The sequence below is a fragment of the Paraburkholderia sp. CI3 genome (genome assembly GCF_050436505.1).
In the GTDB taxonomy this organism is placed as follows: domain Bacteria; phylum Pseudomonadota; class Gammaproteobacteria; order Burkholderiales; family Burkholderiaceae; genus Paraburkholderia; species Paraburkholderia tuberum.
In genome coordinates this window covers 1,548,739-1,564,289 of sequence record NZ_JBNDMI010000004.1, presented here as the reverse complement: position 1 = coordinate 1,564,289, position 15,551 = coordinate 1,548,739, and the positions used below count along the sequence as shown (strand labels likewise).

At 65.8% G+C, this 15,551-nt stretch carries 12 protein-coding genes; 9 read left to right on the top strand and 3 right to left on the bottom strand.

From position 1 onward, the window contains the following. Positions 1 to 215: 215 nt before the first annotated feature. From OKW29_RS28520 to OKW29_RS28490, 7 genes are all read left to right on the top strand, one after another. The gene (locus OKW29_RS28520) at positions 216 to 2,531 is read left to right on the top strand and encodes a putative bifunctional diguanylate cyclase/phosphodiesterase (protein WP_429293446.1); all 2,316 of its coding nucleotides are present in this window, start codon (positions 216 to 218) and stop codon (positions 2,529 to 2,531) included. A gap of 136 nt (positions 2,532 to 2,667) precedes the next feature. Beyond that, entirely contained in the window at positions 2,668 to 2,856 is a 189-nt protein-coding gene (locus OKW29_RS28515) for a hypothetical protein (RefSeq protein ID WP_062129896.1), read from the top strand. A gap of 169 nt (positions 2,857 to 3,025) precedes the next feature. Then, on the top strand, positions 3,026 to 4,423 hold the full coding sequence (locus OKW29_RS28510; RefSeq protein WP_429293445.1) for an FAD-containing oxidoreductase: 1,398 nt from the start codon (positions 3,026 to 3,028) through the stop codon (positions 4,421 to 4,423). A 28-nt stretch (positions 4,424 to 4,451) separates the two neighbouring features. Further along, positions 4,452 to 4,805: a cupin domain-containing protein gene (locus OKW29_RS28505; protein ID WP_429293444.1), complete on the top strand. Its 354-nt coding sequence runs from the start codon at positions 4,452 to 4,454 to the stop codon at positions 4,803 to 4,805. 144 nt (positions 4,806 to 4,949) lie between these two features. Beyond that, on the top strand, positions 4,950 to 5,525 hold the full coding sequence (locus tag OKW29_RS28500; protein ID WP_184022166.1) for a TMEM175 family protein: 576 nt from the start codon (positions 4,950 to 4,952) through the stop codon (positions 5,523 to 5,525). A gap of 2 nt (positions 5,526 to 5,527) precedes the next feature. Continuing rightward, positions 5,528 to 6,334, top strand: coding sequence for a hypothetical protein (locus OKW29_RS28495; RefSeq protein ID WP_429293443.1), 807 nt, complete (start codon positions 5,528 to 5,530; stop codon positions 6,332 to 6,334). 8 nt (positions 6,335 to 6,342) lie between these two features. Continuing rightward, on the top strand, positions 6,343 to 6,831 hold the full coding sequence (locus OKW29_RS28490; protein ID WP_429293442.1) for a metallophosphoesterase family protein: 489 nt from the start codon (positions 6,343 to 6,345) through the stop codon (positions 6,829 to 6,831). 66 nt (positions 6,832 to 6,897) lie between these two features. Here OKW29_RS28490 and proP read toward each other — a convergent pair whose 3' ends face one another. The 3 genes from proP to argA form a co-directional block, all read right to left on the bottom strand. After that, complete coding sequence (gene proP / locus OKW29_RS28485; RefSeq protein ID WP_429293441.1) at positions 6,898 to 8,367, bottom strand: glycine betaine/L-proline transporter ProP; 1,470 nt, start codon at positions 8,365 to 8,367, stop codon at positions 6,898 to 6,900. A gap of 740 nt (positions 8,368 to 9,107) precedes the next feature. Continuing rightward, on the bottom strand, positions 9,108 to 9,380 hold the full coding sequence (locus tag OKW29_RS28480; RefSeq protein ID WP_026225286.1) for an oxidative damage protection protein: 273 nt from the start codon (positions 9,378 to 9,380) through the stop codon (positions 9,108 to 9,110). 74 nt (positions 9,381 to 9,454) lie between these two features. Next, positions 9,455 to 10,843, bottom strand: a complete 1,389-nt coding sequence (gene argA, locus OKW29_RS28475) for an amino-acid N-acetyltransferase (RefSeq protein ID WP_184070952.1) — start codon at positions 10,841 to 10,843, stop codon at positions 9,455 to 9,457. A gap of 123 nt (positions 10,844 to 10,966) precedes the next feature. On the opposite strand from argA, the gene OKW29_RS28470 reads away from it, so the two are divergent. Then, positions 10,967 to 11,182 (top strand): hypothetical protein, encoded by a 216-nt coding sequence (locus OKW29_RS28470; protein WP_429293440.1) that lies wholly within the window; start codon positions 10,967 to 10,969, stop codon positions 11,180 to 11,182. Continuing rightward, positions 11,179 to 15,528: an ATP-dependent RNA helicase HrpA gene (gene hrpA / locus OKW29_RS28465; protein WP_429293439.1), complete on the top strand. Its 4,350-nt coding sequence runs from the start codon at positions 11,179 to 11,181 to the stop codon at positions 15,526 to 15,528. The genes OKW29_RS28470 and hrpA overlap by 4 nt, the downstream gene beginning before the upstream one ends. Positions 15,529 to 15,551: the final 23 nt, after the last annotated feature.

Here is a 15,551-nt window from a genome sequence, read left to right as displayed (position 1 = left end):
TGCCGGCCCAGCGTCGAGCCGCTGCGGCGCCTGCGGGCCACGAACAGACTGCGCCAGCACTGCCGTCGCCCGTCGTACCGGCATCAACCGATGCTGGCACGCCACACCGGAGCCGTCCGCACGCGATGCATGGCAGATTTTCACGCTGGACTTAGCGTAAACCCGGGTGTGCCGCGTACACTAACTTGCCGATGTTGGGTTGGGGGGGCGCAACTATGCTTTGCGAAGCAACATCACGTGGCACGACGACAGCTGCGCCGGAGGGCGGCCGCTATCGGCCGGAACGGGCCGAGGAGGTACTCGCGTCCGAGCGCAGCGTGTTGCGGCTGATCACCCGCAACACGCCGCTGCCCGAACTGCTCGACGAAGTCTGCCGTCGCGCCGAGGCGCTGCTCGGCGACGGCGCGTGTTGCTCGATCCTGCTGCTCGACCCGGACGGCGTGCATGTGCGCGTCGGCGGCGCGCCGTCGCTGCCGCCCGCGTACAGCGCCGCGATCGAGGGCGCGGCGATCGGTCCGCGCGTCGGCTCGTGCGGCACGGCGATGTTCGAGCGGCGTCTGGTGATCGTCGACGACATCGAATCCGATCCGCTGTGGGAAAACTTCCGCGATTTCGCGTTGCCGCACGGCTTGCGCGCATGCTGGTCCGTGCCCTTCGAAAACGACGCGGGCATCGTGCTCGGCGCGTTCGCCGTCTACTACCGCGCCACCCGCTGTTCGACCCCCGAGGAAGAGGCGATGCTGCGCGACATCGGCAGCAGCGTGGGCCTCGCAGTCCATCAGGACGCGATGGCGCAGCGCCTCGCGCATAGTGAGGAGCGTCACCGGCTGGTCGTCGATCATCTCAGCGAGGGCATCGTCGTGCAGTCGCGCACCGGCATCGTGCTCGCCTGCAATCCGAGTGCGCAGCGCATGCTGCACGTGACACCGGAGGTCGTCGGCAGCAGCATGCGGACCGTGATGACACGCGCGTTCGGCGAGGACGGCTCGGTCATCGGCGAAGTCAACCGTCCAGTCTCGGAGGTCTTTGCGACCGGCAAGCCGATGCTCGGCGTGACGGTCGGCCTCGAACTGATCGGCGGCGAAGTCGTGTGGATCACGCAGAACGTCGTGCCGATCCTGCGGCCCGGCGACAGCGAGCCGGACTCCGTGCTGATTTCGTTTTCCGACATCGGGCCGGTGCGCGAGGCGCAGCTTCAGCTGAAGTACCTCGCCACGCGCGATTCGCTGACCGGCCTCTACAACCGCGCCTACCTGACCGAGCGGATGCGCGACCTGTTCGCGCCGCGCGCGGCCGGCGACCATGACGGCGAGCTCACCAGCGTCGCCGTGCTGTTCGTCGATCTCGACGGCTTCAAGAAGGTCAACGACACCGCCGGTCACGAAGCCGGCGACGCGTTGCTGTGCAGCGTCGCCGAACGGCTGTCGGCCTGCGTCGGGCGCGGCGACACGCTGGCGCGCGTCGGCGGCGACGAGTTCGTGATCGTCGCCAGTGCGTACGGCAATACCGGCGAGCTGATCGGCCTCGCGCACCGCATTCTGGACATGATCGCGGTGCCGTTCGCGGTGGCGGGCAACGAGTACTACCTGGGCGCGTCGATCGGCATCAGCCTGTTTCCCGAAGACGGCCAGGACGTCGCGACGCTGATGCGCAACGCCGATTCGGCGATGTATCACGCGAAGCAGCGCGGCCGCAACAACTTCCAGTTCTTCACCGCCGAGCTGAACCAGCATCTGCAGCGGCGTTTCACGATCGAACAGTCGCTGCGGCGCGCGCTCGCGGCCAACGAGCTGAGCCTCGTGTACCAGCCGATCGTCGATAGCCAGAGCGGCCGCACGATCGGTGCGGAAGCGCTGCTGCGCTGGTACAACAGCGAGCTGGGCAACGTGTCGCCGGGCGAATTCATTCCGGTCGCCGAGGATGCCGGGCTGATCGTCGAGATCGGCGACTGGGTGCTCGAGCACGCCTGCCAGCAGGTCGCGCAGTGGCGGCGCTCGCTCGCGCCGCATCTGACCGTCGCGGTCAATCTGTCGCCGCGGCAGTTCAACGACGGGCTGCTCGAGCGCATCGAACGTTGTCTTGCGCAGTCCAGGCTCGAACCGGCCGCGCTCGAACTCGAGATCACCGAGCGGTTGCTGATGAGCGACAGCGATACCGTGCTGCCGATGCTGAGCGCGCTGAACGCAATGGGCGTGCGCGTCTCGGTCGACGATTTCGGCACCGGTTATTCGTCGCTGTCGTACCTGAAGCGCTTTCCGCTGCATAACCTGAAAATCGACCGGTCGTTCGTCGCGGGGCTGCCCGATCATCGCGATTCGGTCGCGATCACCCAGGCGGTCGTCGCGATGGCGCACTCGCTCGGCATGAACGTCACCGCCGAGGGCGTCGAGACCGCCGAGCAGGCGGCGTTCCTGCGCGCGATCGATTGCGACAAGCAGCAGGGCTATCTGTACAGCCGGCCGGTCGGCGCGAGCGCGTATGCGCGCACGCTGTACGACGCGCAGCTGATCGGCATGGCGAAGGCGTCCTGACGCGATTGTTCAGATTGCCGAACAAGTGACTTCGCGTTGCCGCTATTTATCGGCGGCGACGCACTCCCTAAAATTCCCCCATCGAAACATTATTGGTGCGCGGTGCCGAAGCGGCGCCCCGCGTTTGGGGGTCGTGATGTCAGAGTTGATCAGAAACCAGCTTTACCGGCCAGCGGTCGTACTGCCGATGGTCGCGCTGATGCAGGTGATGGTGTCGCAGGACTTCAATCTCGGCCAGGTCGGCTGGGTGTTCGCGGCGCGCGGCGCGCAGGCCGCACTGCAACGTTCGCGCGAGTTGATTTGCGCGGTTCATTGCCACGCCTGAGATTTCCCGCGCAGCCTACGCAGTAATCCAAACTGATTGGCGCCGCCTCGCGCGCGGCGCGTGGGAAGACGGGCCGTCGCCAAAGCGCCCGCACAATCAGACATGACATGGCAGCGCGTGGCACTGAGCGTAAGATGCTACGACCTGCACCCAGCCGGGGAGAGTTGCCATGGCACAGCACTTCGATGCAGTCGTGATCGGTACCGGACAAGGCGGTTCGCCGCTCGCCGTGCGCCTCGCTCAAAGCGGGCGCCGCACCGCGGTGATCGAACGCGCGGAGTTCGGCGGCACTTGCGTGAACGTCGGCTGCACGCCGACCAAATCCTATGTGGCGAGCGCCCGCGCGGCGCACGTGGCGCGCCATGCGGCGGAGCTCGGCGTGCAGGTGGGTTCGGTCGGCGTCGATCTGGCGGCCGTGAAGGCGCGCAAGGACCGGATCATCGGAGAGTCGCGCAGCGGCGTCGAAAAATGGCTGCGCGGCACGGAAAACATCACGGTGATCAACGGCCACGCACGCTTCACCGGCGCGCGCACGCTCGCTATCTGCGGGCGCGACGGGGAATTGCTGGACGAGCTCAGCGCGTTCGAAATCTTCATCAACACCGGCACGCGCGCCGTCGTGCCGCCGCTCGAAGGCATCCAGCGGATTCCGTACTACACGAACTCGACGCTGCTCGAACTGACCGCGTTGCCCGATCATCTGGTGATCGTCGGCGGCAGTTATATCGCGCTCGAATTCGCGCAGGTGTTTCGCCGCTTCGGGAGCCGCGTCAGCGTGCTGGTGCGCGGCGAGCGCGTGTTGAACCGCGAGGATGCCGATTTCGCGGAGTCGGTGCAGAAGGTGCTCGCGCGCGAGGGCGTCGAGTTTCATTTCGGCGTGCAGCCGACGCGCGTCGAGCCGCATGCGCATCGCGCGAACGACGTGTGCATCGGCTTCGAGCAGAACATCCCGGCCATGGAGGCGTCGCATCTGCTGTTGGCCACCGGCCGCAGGCCGAACACCGACGACCTCGGCCTCGACGTCGCCGGCATCGAGACCGACCGGCACGGCACGATCATCGTCGACGGCCAGCTGCGCACCAGCGTGCCGGGCGTGTGGGCGATCGGCGACGTGAACGGCCGCGGCGCGTTCACGCATACGTCCTACGACGACTATCAGATCGTCGCGGCGAACCTGCTCGACGGCGGCGCGCGCAGCGTCGACACGCGGATCATGACGTATGCGGTGTTCGTCGATCCGCCGCTCGCGCGCGTCGGCATGTCCGAGCAGGAGGTGCGCAACAGCGGCCGCGAAGCGCTGATCGCGACGATGCCGATGTCGCGCGTGGGCCGTGCGCGCGAGCGTGGCGAAACCGACGGCTTCATGAAGGCGCTCGTCGATGCGAACAGCAAACAGATACTCGGCGCGGCAATTCACGGCATCGAGGGCGACGAGGCGATCCATACGTTCGTCGACATCATGACGGCAGGCGCGCCGTATCCGACTTTGCAATACGCGATGCACGTGCATCCGACCATCTGCGAACTGGTGCCGACGCTGCTCGATGGGCTCAAGCCGATGCAATGAACTGTCTTGACGCTGGCGCGACACGCTGATGACAAGCTCGCTCAAACCCGCACGTAACAGCGGCAACCTGTTCGACGCCGTCGCACAGTTGGGGACGACACCCGAGGAGCAGGTCGACGCGCTCGTCGAGCGGGGCGGCGTGACGATCGAGCGGATCGTCTCGACCGGGCAGGCGAGTCCGCCCGGTTTCTGGTACGACAGCCCGCGCGCCGAATGGGTCGTGCTGCTCACCGGCGCGGCGATGCTCGAATTCGACAACGACCCCCAGCCGCATCCGATGAAGCCCGGCGATCACGTGCTGATCGAGGCGCATTGCCGCCACCGCGTCGCATGGACGAGCGACACCGAGCCGAGTGTGTGGCTCGCCGTCCATTATCCGTGAGCCGCGGCGGATCGAGCCATCCGCGCGGCCGGCTCTCGCGCATCGACAAATCCTCACACCATCACCGATAATCGGCAGCGGCGCGGCCCGCGCGCAAGGCGAAGGCGGGCTGTGCGCCCCACCGCATCGATCTTCGGGACTCGCATGGGCAAGGGACGCGTCGAAGCCTTCAGCGATGGCGTAATCGCCATCATCATCACGATCATGGTGCTCGAGCTGAAGGTGCCCGAAGGCCACGATCTCGCGGCGCTGCGCCCGGTCGTACCGGTGTTCTGCGCATACGTGCTGAGCTTCGTCTACGTCGGCATTTACTGGAACAATCACCATCACATGTTCCATGCGGTGCAGAAGGTCAACGGCAAGGTCTTGTGGGCGAACCTGCATCTGCTGTTCTGGCTATCCCTCTTGCCGGCCGTGACGCACTGGGTCGGCGAAAACCATCTGGCCGCGTGGCCGACCGCGATGTACGGCATCGTGCTGTTCATGGCGGCGATCGCGTATTTCATCCTGACGCGCACGCTGATTTCTCAGCATGGACACGACTCGACGTTGGCCAAAGCGCTCGGCAACGACTTCAAGGGCAAGGTCTCCGTCGTCATTTACCTGACCGGCATCGGGCTCGCGTTCGTCGTGCCGTGGGCGTCGGCCGTGCTGTACGCGCTCGCCGCCGCATGGTGGTTCGTACCGGACCGTCGCATCGAACACGTGCTGGAGGCCTGAGCATGCTGCTCGCGCTGAAGCTCGTGCTGGTGCCGGCCTTTCTCGCCGCGCTGACGGCGGCCGCGCGCGTCTGGGGGCCGTCGGTCGCGGGATGGCTCGCGGGACTGCCGGTCGTCGCCGGACCGATCATGCTGCTGCTCGCAGTCGAGCGCGGGCCGGCGTTCGCGGCGCAGGCGTCGGCGGCGTCGGTTGCGGCGATCGCCGCATCCGAGGCATTCAATCTTGCTTATGGATGGAGCTGCCGACGCTTCGACTGGCCGCTCGCACTGGTCGCGGGCATGGCCGGCTGGCTCGGCGCGGGACTGCTGATCGTGCGGATGCCCGGCTCGCTTGGGTGGGCGCTGGCGGCGGCGTGCGCGGCCGTCGCGGTGTCGCAGAGCTGCTTGCCGCGCGCGACGGGCCATGTGCCGGCGGCGCGCGTCGGGCGTGCGGATCTGGCCGTGCGGATGCTCGCGGGCGCATTGCTGACGCTCGCGGTGACGGCTGCCTCGGCATCGATGGGCGCCGCGTGGAGTGGCGTGGTGTCGGTGTTTCCGCTGCTCGGCATCGTGCTCGCGGTGTCGGCGCAGCGTGCGCATGGCGCGGACTTCGTGGCGCTGCTGATGCGCGGCATGGTGGTCGGGCGCGGCTCGTTCGCGGCGTTCTTCGCGGTGACGGCGATGCTGCTGCCGCAGTACGGTGTGGCGACGGCGTTTGCGTGCGCGGCGGTGGTGTCGGTCGTCGTGCAGGGGTTGACGCGGCGCATGCTGGCTGGGCAGCGCCGTGCTCAGGCGGCGGCGCGAGAGTTGGCGCAGCCGCAGACGGAGTGAGACTGCGCATGGCTTCACATCGCTCACCTTCGACCGCTACCCGCATCGGGCTCATCTCGGATACGCACAACCTCGTGCGTCCCGAAGCGTTGCGCTATCTCGACGGCTGCGACGCGATCATTCACGCGGGCGATATCTGCAACCCGGACGTGCTCGACGCGCTCGCGCGGATCGCGCCGCTGACCGCGGTGCGCGGCAACAACGATACCGGTGACTGGGCCGCGTCTCTACCGACGCATGCGCGGCTGACGATCCAGCAGGTGACGATTCTGGTCGTGCACGACATCGCCGAGCTGGGCTGCGTGCCGCAGCACGATGGCATTCGCGTCGTGGTGAGTGGCCACTCGCACAAGCCGTCGATCGCCGAGCGCGACGGCGTGCTGTACGTCAATCCTGGCAGCGCGGGGCCGCGGCGCTTCAGGCTGCCGGTGTGCGCGGGCATGCTGACCGTCGAAGGCGCGCAGGTTGGCGCGACGTTCGATTCGCTGCTGACGTAAAAAAGCGGGCCGGCGAATGTCGCCGGCCCGCTTCAGAAACTACGCCTGACGTGATGACTGCGCAGGTCAGGCACGCGCGGTCGCAGCCGCCGCGAACCGTTCATCCATCTCCTCGGCCTCGCGCTCATCGCGCAGCACCGCGTGCGCTTCAGCGCGCGTCGCGACGCATGGACCCGAGCCGAGCAGCGGCTTGCGCGCCGTTTCGCGCAGCGCGAGTACCGACACGATGCCGATCAGCGATGCGCCCATCAGGTAGTAGGCGGGCATCATCAGATTGCCGGTCCGGTCGACGAGCCATGCGGTCACGAGCGGCGTCGTGCCGCCGAACAGCGACACCGAGATATTGAAGCCGATCGCGAGCGCGCCGTAGCGGATCCGGGTCGGGAACAGCGCCGGCAGCGCCGACGGCATCACACCGGTGAAGCATGACAGCAGCACGCCGAGAATCATCAGGCCGCCGAACACCGGCAGCACCGTGCCCATCCGGATCAGCAGCAGCGCGGGAATCGACAGCGCGAACAGACCGACGCAGCCGAGCAGCATCACGGGCTTGCGGCCGATCGCATCGGACAGACGGCCGGCGGCGAGCGTCATCGGCATCATCAGGATCATCACGAGCAGCACGAGGAACAGACCGTGCGTTTCGTTGAAGTGCAGCGTGGCGGACAGATAGCTCGGCAGATACGACAGCGCCATATAGTCGGTCACGTTGAAAATCAGCACGAGGCCGACACACAGCAGCAGCGGCTTCCACTGCTGCACGAGCAGCTGGCGCAACGACTGGCTGGGCAGCGCGCGGTCCTCGGCTTCGCGCTCTTCGGCCTGTTTCTTGAACGCGGGCGTTTCCTCGAGCTTCATGCGGATGTACAAACCCACCAGGCCGAGCGGTCCGGCGATCAGGAATGGTACGCGCCAGCCCCAGGACAGCAGCGCGTCGTTCGACAGCGTCGCCGTCAGCAGCGCGACTGTGCCCGCGCCGAGCACGTAGCCGATCAACGTGCCGAACTCGAGAAAGCTGCCCATGAAGCCGCGGCGCTTGTCGGTCGAGAATTCGGCGATGAAGGTCGCGGCGCCGCCGTATTCGCCGCCGGTCGAGAAGCCCTGCACGAGGCGCGCAAGCAGCAACAGCGCCGGCGCGAGAATGCCGATCGTCGCGTAGTTGGGGATCAGGCCGATCGCGAAGGTGCCCGCGGCCATCATGATCATCGTCATTGCCAGCACGCGCTGACGGCCGATGCGGTCACCGAGCGGCCCGAATACCATGCCGCCGATCGGCCGCACGAGAAACGCCGCGGCAAACGTGCCGAAGGTCGCAATGAGTTGCGCCGAAGGGCTCGACGAGGGGAAGAACACCTTGCCGAGCGTGACCGCGATGTAGCTGTACACGCCGAAATCGAACCATTCCATCGCGTTGCCGAGCGCCATGGCGCCGACGGCCCGTTTCAGGAGGGAGTGATCGACGACGGTGATGTCGTCGAGGGAAAGACGCTGTTCCGGTTTGTGATGTCGCCAGAAGCCGTTGCTGGGAGCGGTCAAGGTTGAAACTCCAATGACTGCGACGAAACTCGTGATGCGTTCCGCCACGGTTGCTGGGAAGTGTAATTTCGTGAGCAAGGCGAGGCTATTCGCGGCACCGGTTATCCGGCGGCGCAACGGATGGCGAAAAGAAGCAAACGCCCGTGCCTCGCGGTAAGTTCGCGAAAAAACACTCGACTAGATTGTGCTGACTGTTGCACCTGCGTGGCCGTGGAAGGGGGGCAGATGCATGAGGGACGCGGGGCTGGCGGGAAACTGACCCATGCGCCACTGAAGGCTTGAAACGAAAAAGGCCGGTCTTGAATTTTCCGCTTTAGGCGGGGAAACGACCGACGAGCCTTCTTGTTTAAAAACAGTTCAATTCAGGATGGCGCGTGCGCGGAAAAACACACGATGAACCAACTTGAAAGAACACGAATGAAGGTGAATTGCGGCTGAAACGAGGGCACATGTTAGCACGATGCCAGAGGATCATGCAAATCGGTGCTGCGAGGCAGGGCCGCCAATGTGACTCGATCCGTTGCGGGACGGGAGATCTGGCGGGGTCGGAACGGCCCTGAAAAACAGACCGCTTAGAACATTGGCGAGCGCTTTTTGAGGCGAAGACGATGCGAGCGGCGGGCGCGATGCGCGGCCGATGTTGGCGCGAAAAAAATCCGCGCTCGCGGCGCGGACTTTCAGGCGTGTGTTTGCTCGGGTTGGGCGACGCGTTGTGTCGTGTCGTCCTCGACGATGCAAGCTCAGGCCGACGGCGGCACGTAGCCCGACGCGGTATCCGCGCCTTCGCCGAAGAAGAACTTTTCGGTCTGCTTCATCAGATACTGCCGCGCGCGCGGATCGGCCATGTTCAGGCGGTTTTCGTTGATCAACATGGTCTGCTGCTTCAACCAGCTCTGCCAGGCTTCCTTCGAGATACTTTCGTAGATCCGCTTGCCGAGTTCGCCCGGCAGCGGCGGGAAATCGAGGCCTTCGGCTTCCTTGCCGAGCTTCGCGCATTGAACCATACGAGTCATGCTGTGCTTCTCCTGTCATCGATGTGGGGCGGGCAGACGCCGGTTCGGATCAGATGGGGGCGATCACGAAGTACTCAAAGCTGTTTCATCAGCACGAGCGATTTGCGCTGCCAGTTATAGAGTCGGCGGCGGTCTTCGGGCAAGTCGTCGACCGTAACCTTGACGAAGCCGCGCTTCAGGAACCAGTGTTCGGTGCGCGTGGTGAGCACGAAAATGCGCGTGAGGCCGCGTGCCCGCGCGCGCTGTTCGATGCGCTTGAGCAGGCGCTCGCCGTCGCCGGTGCCTTGAGCTTCGGGCGCGACGGTCAGGCACGCCATTTCGCCGATGCGCTCCTGCGGATACGGATACAGCGCCGCGCAGCCGAACAGCACGCCGTCGTGCTCGATCACCGAGAAATGGTCGATATCGCGTTCGATCTGGTGACGGCCGCGCCGTACCAGCGTGCCGTCTGTTTCGAGCGGCTCGATCAGCGCGAGAATGCCGCCGACGTCGTCCGGCGTTGCTTCGCGCAGGCTTTCGAGGTTCTCGTACGAAATCATCGTGCCGACGCCATCGTGCAGGAACAGTTCGAGCAGCAGGCTGCCGTCGAGCGCGTACGGGATGATGTGCGCACGCGGCACGCCGCCGCGGCAGGCGCGGATCGAATGCTTCAGGTAGAACGCGGCGTCGCCGGTCACTTCGCCGCTTTCGTGCAGCTTGTAGGCGTCGTCGAGCGACAGTTCTCGGATCAGCTCGGTGCCGCTTTCGCCGGTTTCCATCAGGCCCGGCGTTTCGGTCAGGAACACGATCTTGTCGGCGCGCAGCGCGATCGCCGCGGCCGAGGCCACGTCTTCCATCGACAGATTGAATGCCTCACCGGTGGGCGAGAAGCCGAGCGGCGACAGCAGCACGAGCTTGCGGCTCGCAAGCGAGTGTCGGATCGAATCCGCGTCGATCTTGCGCACGAGGCCCGTGTGCTGGAAGTCGACGCCGTCCAGAATGCCGACGGGGCGCGCCGTCACGAAGTTGCCCGATACGACGCTGATGTGCGCGTGCGCCATTGGCGTGTTCGGCAGACCCTGGCTGATCGCGGCTTCGATGTCGAGACGCACTTCGCCGGCCGCCTCCTTCGCGGACTCGAGCGCGCGCGCGTCGGTGATGCGCATGCCGTGTGAAAACTCCGATTCGACGCCGTGCAGGCTCATCTGCTCCTCGACCTGCGGGCGCGAGCCATGCACGAGCACGATCTGGATGCCCATTGCCTGCAGCAGCGCGATGTCGGACACGAGCGCATTCAGCAGCCCCTGATGCACCACTTCGCCGCCGAAACCCACGACGAATGTCTTGTTTCGGAACGCGTGGATATACGGGGCGACGGAACGCATCCAGTCGACGAATTGCGCGTGCTGGGCGAGGGTTTCCGGCGAGTCGGCGGGGGCCGGGACGCTCGCGGGCGCGGGGACGAGGTCGGTTTGGGAATTCATGCCGGGGATTATAATGCGCCCCCATGTCGAATGTACCCAAAAGTCCCGCTGGGGCGAACGAGAAACCGGCGTCGGCCGGCGAGCCGGCCAACCCCGGCGACACGATGCGCCGCCCAGCGCAGGATGCGAAACCCGATCAGGCGCGTGACGCGCGTCGGGGGGCGGGCGCGTCTGCGCGAAAGGTGCCGCCTGAAGGGGGCGGTGAAGGTCGAAAAGGTCGCGAAGAGCACGCTGGCGCGCATGACGAACGGCGCGGTGAATCCCGCGATGAATCGGATGACACGTCTGGTGCGAAGCGGGGCGGTGGGGCTCGTGGCGAGCAACGTGGCGCTTCGTTGAGCGAGCAGCTTGGCCAATTCCGTACTGCGCTTCATAACGCGGCCCGTGAGCAGCAGAGCGATGGGCCGCAAAGCGGGCAGAGGGGTGGGCCGCAAGGCGAGCGCCGCAATACGCCTTCGGCCGCGCCTCGCGGTGAGCATGGCCAGCAGGCTCTCGACGAGGGAGGTGATGCGCGGCAAAGCGAGCCGCGCAATGAAATCCGCGACGCGCGCTCGGACACGCCTCGCGTTGAACAGCGTCGTGGGTCTCGCAACGAACAGGGAGATCGCGGGCCACGTAGCGAGCAACGCGGATCGACCCGCGGCGAGCAACGTCACGGATCGCGCGACAAACAATCGGGCGAGCTGCGCAAGGAACAACCTCGCGCGCCGCGCGAAGCGCGGCTGTTGCGGGTCGTCGAGCCGAATCCGATTCCACCGGTCACGTTCCCCGAAGCGCTTCCTGTCTCCGGTCGTCGCGACGAGATCGCGCGGGCGATCGCGGAGAATCAGGTCGTGATCGTGTCGGGCGAAACCGGCTCGGGCAAGACCACGCAGTTGCCGAAAATCTGCCTCGCGCTTGGCCGTGGTCTCGGTGCCGGCGGCAATGGTCTGATCGGCCATACGCAGCCGCGCCGGATCGCCGCGTCGGCGACCGGGCGCCGTATCGCCGAGGAACTCGGCACGCCGTTCGGCGAAGTGGTCGGATACAAGGTGCGCTTCAACGACAACCTCGCGCCGGGCGCATCGGTCAAGCTGATGACCGACGGCATTCTGCTTGCGGAAACGCAGACCGATCCGCTGCTGAATGCCTACGACACGCTGATCATCGACGAAGCACACGAGCGCAGCCTCAACATCGATTTTCTGCTCGGCTACCTGAAGGAGATTCTTCCCAAGCGTCCCGACCTGAAGCTGATCGTCACCTCGGCGACAATCGACGCCGACCGTTTTGCGCGTCATTTCGGCAGCGACGACAAACCCGCGCCGGTGATCGAAGTGAGCGGCCGGATGTATCCGGTCGAGGTACGTTACCGTCCGGTCGTCGAGGACAGCCCGGCGGTCAAGGCGGCGCAAGGGACCTCGGGTGCAACCTCGTCTGGCCGCGAGCGCCCGAAGACGCAGCGCGAGACTGATCGTGATCTGATGGAGGCGATCGTCGACGCTGTCGACGAACTGTGCCGCGAAGGCCCCGGCGACGTACTGGTATTCCTGCCCGGCGAGCGCGAGATTCGCGACGCCGCCGAGGCGCTGCGCAAACATCATCCGCCCCACACGGAGATCCTGCCGCTGTTCGCGCGGCTCTCGGCCGCCGAGCAGGAGCGCGTGTTCCGCCCGTCGAACGCGCGCCGCATCGTGCTCGCGACCAACGTCGCCGAAACTTCGCTGACGGTACCCGGCATCCGCTACGTGGTCGACACCGGCCTTGCGCGCGTGAAGCGCTACTCGTATCGCAACAAGGTCGAGCAATTGCAGGTCGAGTCGATTTCGCAGGCCGCCGCGAACCAGCGCGCGGGGCGTTGCGGCCGGGTCGCCGATGGCATCTGCATTCGTCTGTATGAGGACAGCGACTTCCAGGGCCGCGTGCGCTTCACCGATCCGGAAATTCTGCGCTCGTCGCTTGCTTCGGTGATTCTGCGCATGAAGTCGCTGCATCTGACGGCGATCGAAACCTTCCCGTTTATCGAACCGCCGCCGGGCCGTGCGATTTCCGATGGATACCAGTTGCTCAACGAGCTCGGCGCCGTCGACGACGACACCCACCTGACGCCGCTCGGCCGCGAACTCGCGCGACTGCCGCTCGATCCGCGCGTCGGCCGCATGATCCTCGCCGCGCGCGACCAGCAGGCGCTGAAGGAAGTGCTGATCATCGCGAGTGCGCTGTCCGTGCAGGACCCGCGCGATCGCCCGATCGAAGCGCAGGAGCAGGCGGACCAGGCGCATCGCCGGTTCGCCGACGAGCGCTCCGAATTCCTGCAGTGGCTGAAGATCTGGAACTGGTTCGACGAAGCGATCGCGCACAAGAAATCGAACCGGCAGCTGCAGGACGAGTGCCGCAAGAACTTCCTGTCGCAACTGCGGCTGCGCGAATGGCGCGACGTCCACTCGCAGCTGCTGACGGTGGTGCGCGAGCACGGCTGGCGGCTGAACGAAGCGGAGGCAACATTCGAGCAGATCCATCTGGCGCTGCTGACCGGTCTGCTCGGCAACATCGGCCTGAAAGCCGACGACGAGCCGTACTACCTCGGCGCGCGCGGCATCAAGTTCTATTTGTGGCCCGGCTCGGCGCTCGTGAAAAAGGCAGGCAAGTGGGTGATGGCCGCCGAACTCGTCGAAACGAGCCGTCTGTACGCGCGCTGTATCGCGAAAATCGAGCCGGAGTGGGTCGAGAAGGTCGGCGCGCATCTGCTCAAGAAGTCGTTGTCCGAGCCGCATTGGGAAAAGCGCGCGGCGCAGGTGTCCGCGTTCGAGCGCGCGATGCTGTACGGCCTGCCGATCTATCACCGGCGGCGCGTCGCCTTCGGCAAGCAGGACCCGGCGCGGGCGCGCGAGCTGTTCATTCGCGGTGCGCTTGTTGAAGGGGAGTTCGACACGAAGCTTACGTTCTTCGCGCACAACCGCAAGCTGCTCGCCGACATCGAGCAGCTCGAGCACAAGTCGCGCCGCCAGGACGTGCTGGTCGACGACGAATTGATCTACGCGTTCTACGATCAGGCGCTGCCGGACGGCATCCATACCGGCGCCGCGTTCGAGCGCTGGTATCGCGACGAGGTCGAAAAGAGCGGCCAGGCGGAGGACAAGCTGCGGCTGTTGTATTTGTCCCGAGACGATCTGATGCGGCACGAGGCGGCGGGTGTCACGACGGATCTGTTCCCTAAGCGGCTGACGATGGCGGGCATCGAGATGGCGCTGACCTATCACTTCGAGCCGGGCACGCCGCGCGACGGCGTGACGCTCGCAGTGCCGCTGTACGCGCTGAACCAGGTCGACGCGCGCCGCTGTGAGTGGCTCGTGCCCGGGATGCTGAAAGAGAAGGCGCAGATGCTGCTGAAGTCGCTGCCGCAAAAGCTGCGTCGGCATTGCGTGCCGCTCCCCGAGTACGCGGCGGGCTTCGCCGAACGGCACGGCGCACAGCGCTTCGGAGGAGGAGGCTTGCTCGAGGCGCTGATCGCCGACCTGCGCGAGCAGACCCAGGTCGCGATGAAGCAGTCCGACTTCAAGCTCGAGACGCTGCCCGCGCATCTGTTCATGAACTTCAAGGTCATCGACGAACATGGCCGGCAGCTCGCGATGGGGCGCAATTTGTCGCAACTGCGCGCCGAGCTCGGCGCTCAGGCGCAGCAGCATTTCCAGAAGCTCGTTTCGGGCGCGGCGGGCGCCGCCTTGGCCGACGCGGGCGGCGGTGGTGTTGCGGCACCTGCACGCTCTCCAGATTTGGCTCAGAGTGGCGCGTTGCGCGGCAAGGGCGCTGCCGCGCCGCAACCCGCGACACCCGAAGGCGCACCAGCCACCGCGCTCTATGAAAACCTGACCACGTGGAATTTCGGCAAGTTGCCCGAGTTGCTCGAAATTCGCCGTGGTGGTCAGACGCTGTTTGGCTACCCGGCGCTCGTGGACCGTGGCACCCATTGCGACGTCGAGGTGTTCGATTCGCCGGAAGAAGCCGCGCGGATTCATCGGGCGGGCTTGCGTCGGCTCTTCGCGCTGCAGTTGAAGGAGCCGATCAAGTATCTGGAGAAGAATCTGCCGGGCCTGCGCGAAATGGCCATGCAGTTCATGCCGCGCGGCACGCAGGAGGAACTGCGCGATCAGCTGATCGACACCGCACTCGACCGCGCGTGTCTGCAGAATCCGCTGCCCGACGACCATGCGAGCTTCCATGTCCGCCGCGACGAAGGGCGTAGCCGCCTCACGTTGCTCGCGCAGGAAATTTCGCGGCTGGTCGGTCAGATTCTTGGCGAATACACGAGCCTGACGAAGAAGCTCCTGCAGGCGAAGCCATTCGCGGCCGCGTACACCGATCTGCAGAATCAGCTCGATGCGCTGATCGGCAAGCGTTTTGTCGTCGATACGCCGTATGCCCAACTCGCACATTTCCCGCGTTATCTGAAGGGGATGGCGCTGCGTATCGACAAGCTGCGCGCGGACGCCATACGCGACGCGCGCCAGTTCGCCGAATTCCAGCCGCTGCTGCAGCACTATCAGCGCGCGGTGTCGCAGCGCGGCGGCGTCGTGGATCCGCGGCTTGCGGAATTCCGCTGGCTGCTCGAAGAATTGCGCATCTCGCTGTTTGCGCAGGAGTTGCGCACCCCGATGCCGGTTTCGGTGAAGCGCCTGCACAAGGTGTGGGAGTCGATGCAGCGCTAAAGCCAGGGCGCTCGCTCGCGGAC

Coding starts and splice junctions, on each gene's coding strand:
- OKW29_RS28500 (WP_184022166.1), top strand. CDS start 4,950: ATGGGCAAGGGACGCGTCGAAGCCTTCAGCGATGGCGTAATCGCCATC.
- OKW29_RS28510 (WP_429293445.1), top strand. CDS start 3,026: ATGGCACAGCACTTCGATGCAGTCGTGATCGGTACCGGACAAGGCGGT.
- OKW29_RS28505 (WP_429293444.1), top strand. CDS start 4,452: ATGACAAGCTCGCTCAAACCCGCACGTAACAGCGGCAACCTGTTCGAC.
- OKW29_RS28470 (WP_429293440.1), top strand. CDS start 10,967: ATGCGAAACCCGATCAGGCGCGTGACGCGCGTCGGGGGGCGGGCGCGT.
- OKW29_RS28495 (WP_429293443.1), top strand. CDS start 5,528: ATGCTGCTCGCGCTGAAGCTCGTGCTGGTGCCGGCCTTTCTCGCCGCG.
- OKW29_RS28490 (WP_429293442.1), top strand. CDS start 6,343: ATGGCTTCACATCGCTCACCTTCGACCGCTACCCGCATCGGGCTCATC.
- OKW29_RS28480 (WP_026225286.1), bottom strand. CDS start 9,380: ATGACTCGTATGGTTCAATGCGCGAAGCTCGGCAAGGAAGCCGAAGGC.
- argA (WP_184070952.1), bottom strand. CDS start 10,843: ATGAATTCCCAAACCGACCTCGTCCCCGCGCCCGCGAGCGTCCCGGCC.
- OKW29_RS28515 (WP_062129896.1), top strand. CDS start 2,668: ATGTCAGAGTTGATCAGAAACCAGCTTTACCGGCCAGCGGTCGTACTG.
- OKW29_RS28520 (WP_429293446.1), top strand. CDS start 216: ATGCTTTGCGAAGCAACATCACGTGGCACGACGACAGCTGCGCCGGAG.